Source organism: Campylobacter concisus UNSWCS (genome assembly GCF_000466685.1).
Lineage (GTDB): Bacteria > Campylobacterota > Campylobacteria > Campylobacterales > Campylobacteraceae > Campylobacter_A > Campylobacter_A concisus_A.
In genome coordinates this window covers 1-4573 of sequence record NZ_ANNG01000082.1, presented here as the reverse complement: position 1 = coordinate 4573, position 4573 = coordinate 1, and the positions used below count along the sequence as shown (strand labels likewise).

The window sequence follows — 4573 nt, the reverse complement described above, 5'->3', positions numbered from 1 at the left end:
CCCTAAACTGCAACGCTCTAATAAATCCGCCAATTCCACATCGGCTACGGCGTCTATACTTATTCTCATTTTTTTATCCTTTTATGCTGCTATCTTAAAAGCATTTACTATTTTTACACTTAGTGCAACTTGCCCTTTAGCCGTTATCCTAGTTGTGAATTTTTCTTTATTGCCCTTTGGTGTCACTATGATTTGTGGGATAACTTCAAAATATCCAGCCTCTACCCATTTTTGGTAAGGCAAGTTATCGTTCATTAGGTATTTTTCATCTCTTAGCCACTTAAAGACCCTATTGCGTCCAACTCTTACCTCACTATCACAAAGAGTTTTTACAAAGTCGCCTATTAGTGCGCTTGTGGCGCTAGCTTCTACTGCTTCAGCAAAGATAAGTTTTGGCATATCGGCAAGGCGTTGCGCTTCTAGTGCTTCGATTTTGTCCACTTGGGCTATCGCTAGCTCTAAAGCCTCTTTATAGTTACGCGGAACGTTAAACGGATTTTTTAGTTTTTGCTCCATTAAGTTAAACGCTTTGATAAACTTAACTTTCCATTGATAGGCACGCTCACCTGTAAAACCCATAACAAGTAATGAAAAGCCGTCGCGGGTCATCTTATACATCGGTAATTTACGCCCCGTGCTATCTGCGTATTCACTCACCCAAAAATTAGGGGCAGTGAATTCATCTTGTGGCAGCTCCCTTATTTTAGCTATAATATGGTCGTGTCTTTTTTCAAAGACGTCTGCAATTTGTAGAGAAGTAGTCCAGATTTGACCGTCGGCTACTTCCAGCTTGATCTCTTGGTCGTTGATGATTAGATTTTCCATCATTTATCCTTTTCTTTTAGTTGAAGTATGTTTAAAATTTTGGCTCTCATCGCGTTGTGATTTTTCGATAGCGCGTCCAAAGCGCAAAATAAATCATAAGCGCAGTCAAGCACCTTGTAGCTTACTTCCTCGTTACTATCGCTTGGCTCTATTTTGTAAGCTTCTAAATACTCGGCAAATTTCTGTTTAGTAGGGGCTTTCATTTTTGCCCCCTTGTAAGTTGTAAGACAATATAAGCAAGTAAAAGCACTTGCAAGACTTCTAAAATTTCACTCATTTTAAGCTCCTTTAGCTAAAATATGAGCAACGCAATGTTTTAGGTCAAGGGGCTTTCGCCCCTTTGTTAAATCCAGATTTGGATTATTTTCGAGATTAGATAAATCAGTATCGCGAGTTTGATTAAAAAATCTAACCTTTTCATTGCGTTACTCCTTTCTATAAAAACACTTTATTTGTGTTTTATGCAGATATTATAACACATTAAATAAGTTTAGTCAAGAGTTTTTAGCATAAAATAAGTAATTTTTTAAAAAAATAGACACTTTATTTATGTTTTTGTGAGATTTTAGCCGACGCATTTTTGCGTTGGCGGATTCAACCAGCCCAAAATTTGGCTGGCTGAATATTAACGCGCTAAAATGGCTTTTAGAGTTTTGAAGTCTGCTAACTCTTGTTGTAGTTTTAAATTTTCGAGATAAAGCTCAACCGCTCTTTTTAACGGCTCGCTGATTTTTTCTTGCCTAGCGGCGTTATTTAACGCGCTTTCGCTATACCCTATCGCCTCGCCCAGTTGTTTATACGTTAGCCCTAGCTCTTTACACACACGCTTAACTATGTTATCATCTGCAGTCATTGCTTGTCCTTGTATATATTGTTTTGATTTGTGAGTTGCATTTTACGCCCTTTGTTTGAAAATTTACTTTCAAATAGGGCGTAAAGTTTTAGTGTTGTGTTTTTTCTTTTGTAGTGATTAGCTTATATGCCACGTAAGCCGATAACAAAAGAGTAAAAGTTAAAATCAAAGCTTGACCGCTCATTTTTCACTCCTCTTTTCAAGTTTGATTGCGCCATACATTATAAACACGCTACCTATCGTTATTAGGATAGGCATTATACCGATGTCGCCGTTTAGTAAAGCGAAAGAGCCATTTACAAATAGCCCTAAACCTATGTTTTTGATTAATTCGTTCATTTTCGTATTTTAGCACAACACTTAAAACTTAACAACCCTATTTAAAAGAACTTATGTGAATTAAAATCACATATATGAGCGTATTATAGCAATTTAAATAACAATTATCAAGTATTTTATGAATTAATCTAACAAAATTATATAAAAAAGTGAAGTAAAATCACTTTTGAGGGTTGTGACAAATTGTCATACCCCTTGCTGAAGCTCTTGTATAAGTTCCGCAAAGCCCTTTATTTTATCAAGTCGCATTTTTAATTGATGATTTTCTAAAAGCAAATTTAGTGTCACTTCGACGTTTGGCATAACTTCCCCCTTACTGCTCCATTGTCGCACAGTGCCTTCATTTACTTTTAAAATCTCCGCCAGCTCTCTTTGTGTGATGCCTAACTCTTTACATACACGCTTAACTATGTTTTGTTTCTCGTAATGCCACTTTAACACATAAAGCTCATCGCCATTTTCGGTTTTCAGCACTATATGCCTACCGCCGCTCTTAGACGGACTAATAGGTGACCCGTATAGTGCTGAAACCTTTTGTGTTAGCTCTTCCTCTATTTTTGTATAATTTGAGTATTTTGGCTCTGTATCTAGCTTTATTTTATCGACATATTTGCCAGATACAATTACTACATGGTCTATTTCGTTGTCATAATATATTTCTTTTTCTTCTGCCATTATTACTCCTTTATAATCTCAAATTTATCTACATAATTAAACGCTCGGTAAAGGCTTATTTTGCCTTTTTCGTCTTTGTGTATTTCAATATCACATACAAAGCGGTAGCTATAAGGGTTTTCTAAAATCTCTGCCTTTAATGTTTCATCATCTATTAATATCGGTATAGCTTTATCGCTTAGCTCGTAGCAGTAGGCTTTAAATTTAACCTTTTTATCTGTGTTGGTAGTTTGATAAAGCGTGATAGACATCTTTTCAAAGACTTTTTTAACCGCTTCTTTATTTTCAAAATCTTTTATTTGTCTAGCTGTTGCGATGCCTTGTTTGTAGGCTTCTTTGTTGTCTTGATTGATAAAAACGCAATGGTTAAAAACTGGGCTTGTAATCTCTACACTTACTCTGTCTTTGTCGGCAAGTTTTACTACATTTTCTAAATTTTGAAGTGAAGTGGGTGTTAAAAACTGATCGCAGACAATATCATCTACGCTTTTTTTACCTATGTTTTTAATGTTGCCAAAAAACTCAAAATAAGCATTAATGGTAGGTAAAAGCTCGCCAATAGCAAGTGCTCCAGAAGCTGCAAAAATTACCATATTAAAAATATCGCTACCTTTTTCTACGCTTTGCAATGTTGTTCTTGCACCACTTACGCCAGTTTGTGTGGCTACAAACTCATCAATAGAATTATTAAAAGATAATAGAGCAGTGGCCAAGGTCGTAATATCTAACGGATTGTCTTTTTCGATACGAAATTTAATCTGTATATTTTCGCTCATTTTGTCCTCTCCGCCAACTCTCTTTGCGTGATACCAAGCTCTTTGCATACACGCTTAGCCATGTTATCGTCTGCGGTCATTGTTCGTCCTTGTTTTAGTGTTTGTAGATGTCTTGTAGGTTGTATTCGATAGCGTGGATATAAAAGCAGTTGTTCGTTATGCTGCCGAATATCCTACTATCGCCTGCGCGGATAATAAAAATTTGGCTTTTAACCTGCTCTAAGAAATTTTTTACTTTGCGTTCTTTCCATTGCCAATTACTTATTTCGCACTTCTCACAACCGCCTATTTGTTGTTGCTTGGGTATTTGTATCAGCTCGTGCGGCTTTTTCTCCCTTATAAGCATTAGGGTTTTTACTATCTTTTGGACTTTGGCTTTATCGTTGATGTGGTTGTGTGAGCTAGGTAGTAGTCCAAAATTGCAATCTTTGATTATTTTAGTGAAGCTTACGTCTAACGATTTTGGTTCGCTCTCTTTTAAAGTTGAAGATAGCGCATGCTTTTGTTTAGTTTCTTTTAGCTTCATTTTTCAACGAGAGGAGCAAAAAAATCTTTTAGGCTGTCTTTAGTTATCTCGTTATTCTTATCTTTTTCATAAGCCGCAAGCCATGGCATTTCGGTGTGGGTTTTGTCTCTTAATCCATAAGCGGAATATTTGTTGTAAATTTCTAGAACTTCTTCTACTAGCTTGATTTGCTGCGGGTGTAATCCTAGCCCATCTATCTGTTTTTTGTCTAAAGCTTCGCTTTGCATTTGCTCGTCGCCGTAGTTTATAGCCCATTTCCAAACTTCAGGCACGACTGGACCGTGCAGCCACGCTTCTATTTTTTCATCAAAGATAGGAGTTCCAAACATAGCCAAGTGGTAGCCTTGAACATAATAAAGCAACTTTAAAAGCTTTAGCCTGCTCGTATATTCAGCCATTTCATCATCGCTTTTTAATTTAGCCAAAATTAATTTAGCCGTATCTACCGCTGAAATAGTAGTCATTTTAGCCTCTTTCTCTTTTTTGTGTAGTCAATAAATATTACACTAAATAAGTTAAAAGGGATATAAAAGGTATATTTTTAACTAACCTTGCCGTAAAACTTAACGGCTTGGACTA

General features: G+C 36.3%; 8 protein-coding genes. All 8 read right to left on the bottom strand.

Annotation, left to right across the window (positions count from 1 at the left end; all coding sequences use genetic code 11):
- Window positions 1-81: 81 nt before the first annotated feature.
- The gene (locus tag UNSWCS_RS12080; protein WP_051267852.1) at window positions 82-825 is read right to left on the bottom strand and encodes a phage regulatory protein/antirepressor Ant; all 744 of its coding nucleotides are present in this window, start codon (window positions 823-825) and stop codon (window positions 82-84) included.
- The gene (locus UNSWCS_RS10485; RefSeq protein ID WP_021088474.1) at window positions 825-1028 is read right to left on the bottom strand and encodes a hypothetical protein; all 204 of its coding nucleotides are present in this window, start codon (window positions 1026-1028) and stop codon (window positions 825-827) included. The genes UNSWCS_RS12080 and UNSWCS_RS10485 overlap by 1 nt, the downstream gene beginning before the upstream one ends.
- Window positions 1029-1450: 422 nt before the next feature.
- Entirely contained in the window at window positions 1451-1678 is a 228-nt protein-coding gene (locus UNSWCS_RS10480; protein ID WP_021088477.1) for a hypothetical protein, read from the bottom strand.
- A 180-nt stretch (window positions 1679-1858) separates the two neighbouring features.
- Window positions 1859-2017, bottom strand: a complete 159-nt coding sequence (locus UNSWCS_RS12420) for a hypothetical protein (RefSeq protein WP_021088472.1) — start codon at window positions 2015-2017, stop codon at window positions 1859-1861.
- Between the two features lie 186 nt (window positions 2018-2203).
- The gene (locus tag UNSWCS_RS12590; RefSeq protein WP_051267851.1) at window positions 2204-2692 is read right to left on the bottom strand and encodes a helix-turn-helix domain-containing protein; all 489 of its coding nucleotides are present in this window, start codon (window positions 2690-2692) and stop codon (window positions 2204-2206) included.
- 2 nt (window positions 2693-2694) lie between these two features.
- The gene (locus UNSWCS_RS11580) at window positions 2695-3516 is read right to left on the bottom strand and encodes a hypothetical protein (RefSeq protein ID WP_021088475.1); all 822 of its coding nucleotides are present in this window, start codon (window positions 3514-3516) and stop codon (window positions 2695-2697) included.
- Window positions 3517-3562: 46 nt separating this feature from the next.
- Window positions 3563-3994 carry a hypothetical protein gene (locus UNSWCS_RS10465; RefSeq protein WP_035144017.1) on the bottom strand — a complete coding sequence of 144 codons (432 nt, stop codon included), beginning with the start codon at window positions 3992-3994 and terminating at the stop codon, window positions 3563-3565.
- Window positions 3991-4458 (bottom strand): Panacea domain-containing protein, encoded by a 468-nt coding sequence (locus UNSWCS_RS10460; protein WP_021088473.1) that lies wholly within the window; start codon window positions 4456-4458, stop codon window positions 3991-3993. The genes UNSWCS_RS10465 and UNSWCS_RS10460 overlap by 4 nt, the downstream gene beginning before the upstream one ends.
- Window positions 4459-4573: the final 115 nt, after the last annotated feature.

Excerpts from the sequence above, each read along its gene's own strand:
- UNSWCS_RS12080 (WP_051267852.1), bottom strand. The coding sequence starts at position 825 with ATGGAAAATCTAATCATCAACGACCAAGAGATCAAGCTGGAAGTAGCC.
- UNSWCS_RS10485 (WP_021088474.1), bottom strand. The coding sequence starts at position 1,028 with ATGAAAGCCCCTACTAAACAGAAATTTGCCGAGTATTTAGAAGCTTAC.
- UNSWCS_RS10480 (WP_021088477.1), bottom strand. The coding sequence starts at position 1,678 with ATGACTGCAGATGATAACATAGTTAAGCGTGTGTGTAAAGAGCTAGGG.
- UNSWCS_RS12420 (WP_021088472.1), bottom strand. The coding sequence starts at position 2,017 with ATGAACGAATTAATCAAAAACATAGGTTTAGGGCTATTTGTAAATGGC.
- UNSWCS_RS12590 (WP_051267851.1), bottom strand. The coding sequence starts at position 2,692 with ATGGCAGAAGAAAAAGAAATATATTATGACAACGAAATAGACCATGTA.
- UNSWCS_RS11580 (WP_021088475.1), bottom strand. The coding sequence starts at position 3,516 with ATGCAAAGAGCTTGGTATCACGCAAAGAGAGTTGGCGGAGAGGACAAA.
- UNSWCS_RS10465 (WP_035144017.1), bottom strand. The coding sequence starts at position 3,994 with ATGAAGCTAAAAGAAACTAAACAAAAGCATGCGCTATCTTCAACTTTA.
- UNSWCS_RS10460 (WP_021088473.1), bottom strand. The coding sequence starts at position 4,458 with ATGACTACTATTTCAGCGGTAGATACGGCTAAATTAATTTTGGCTAAA.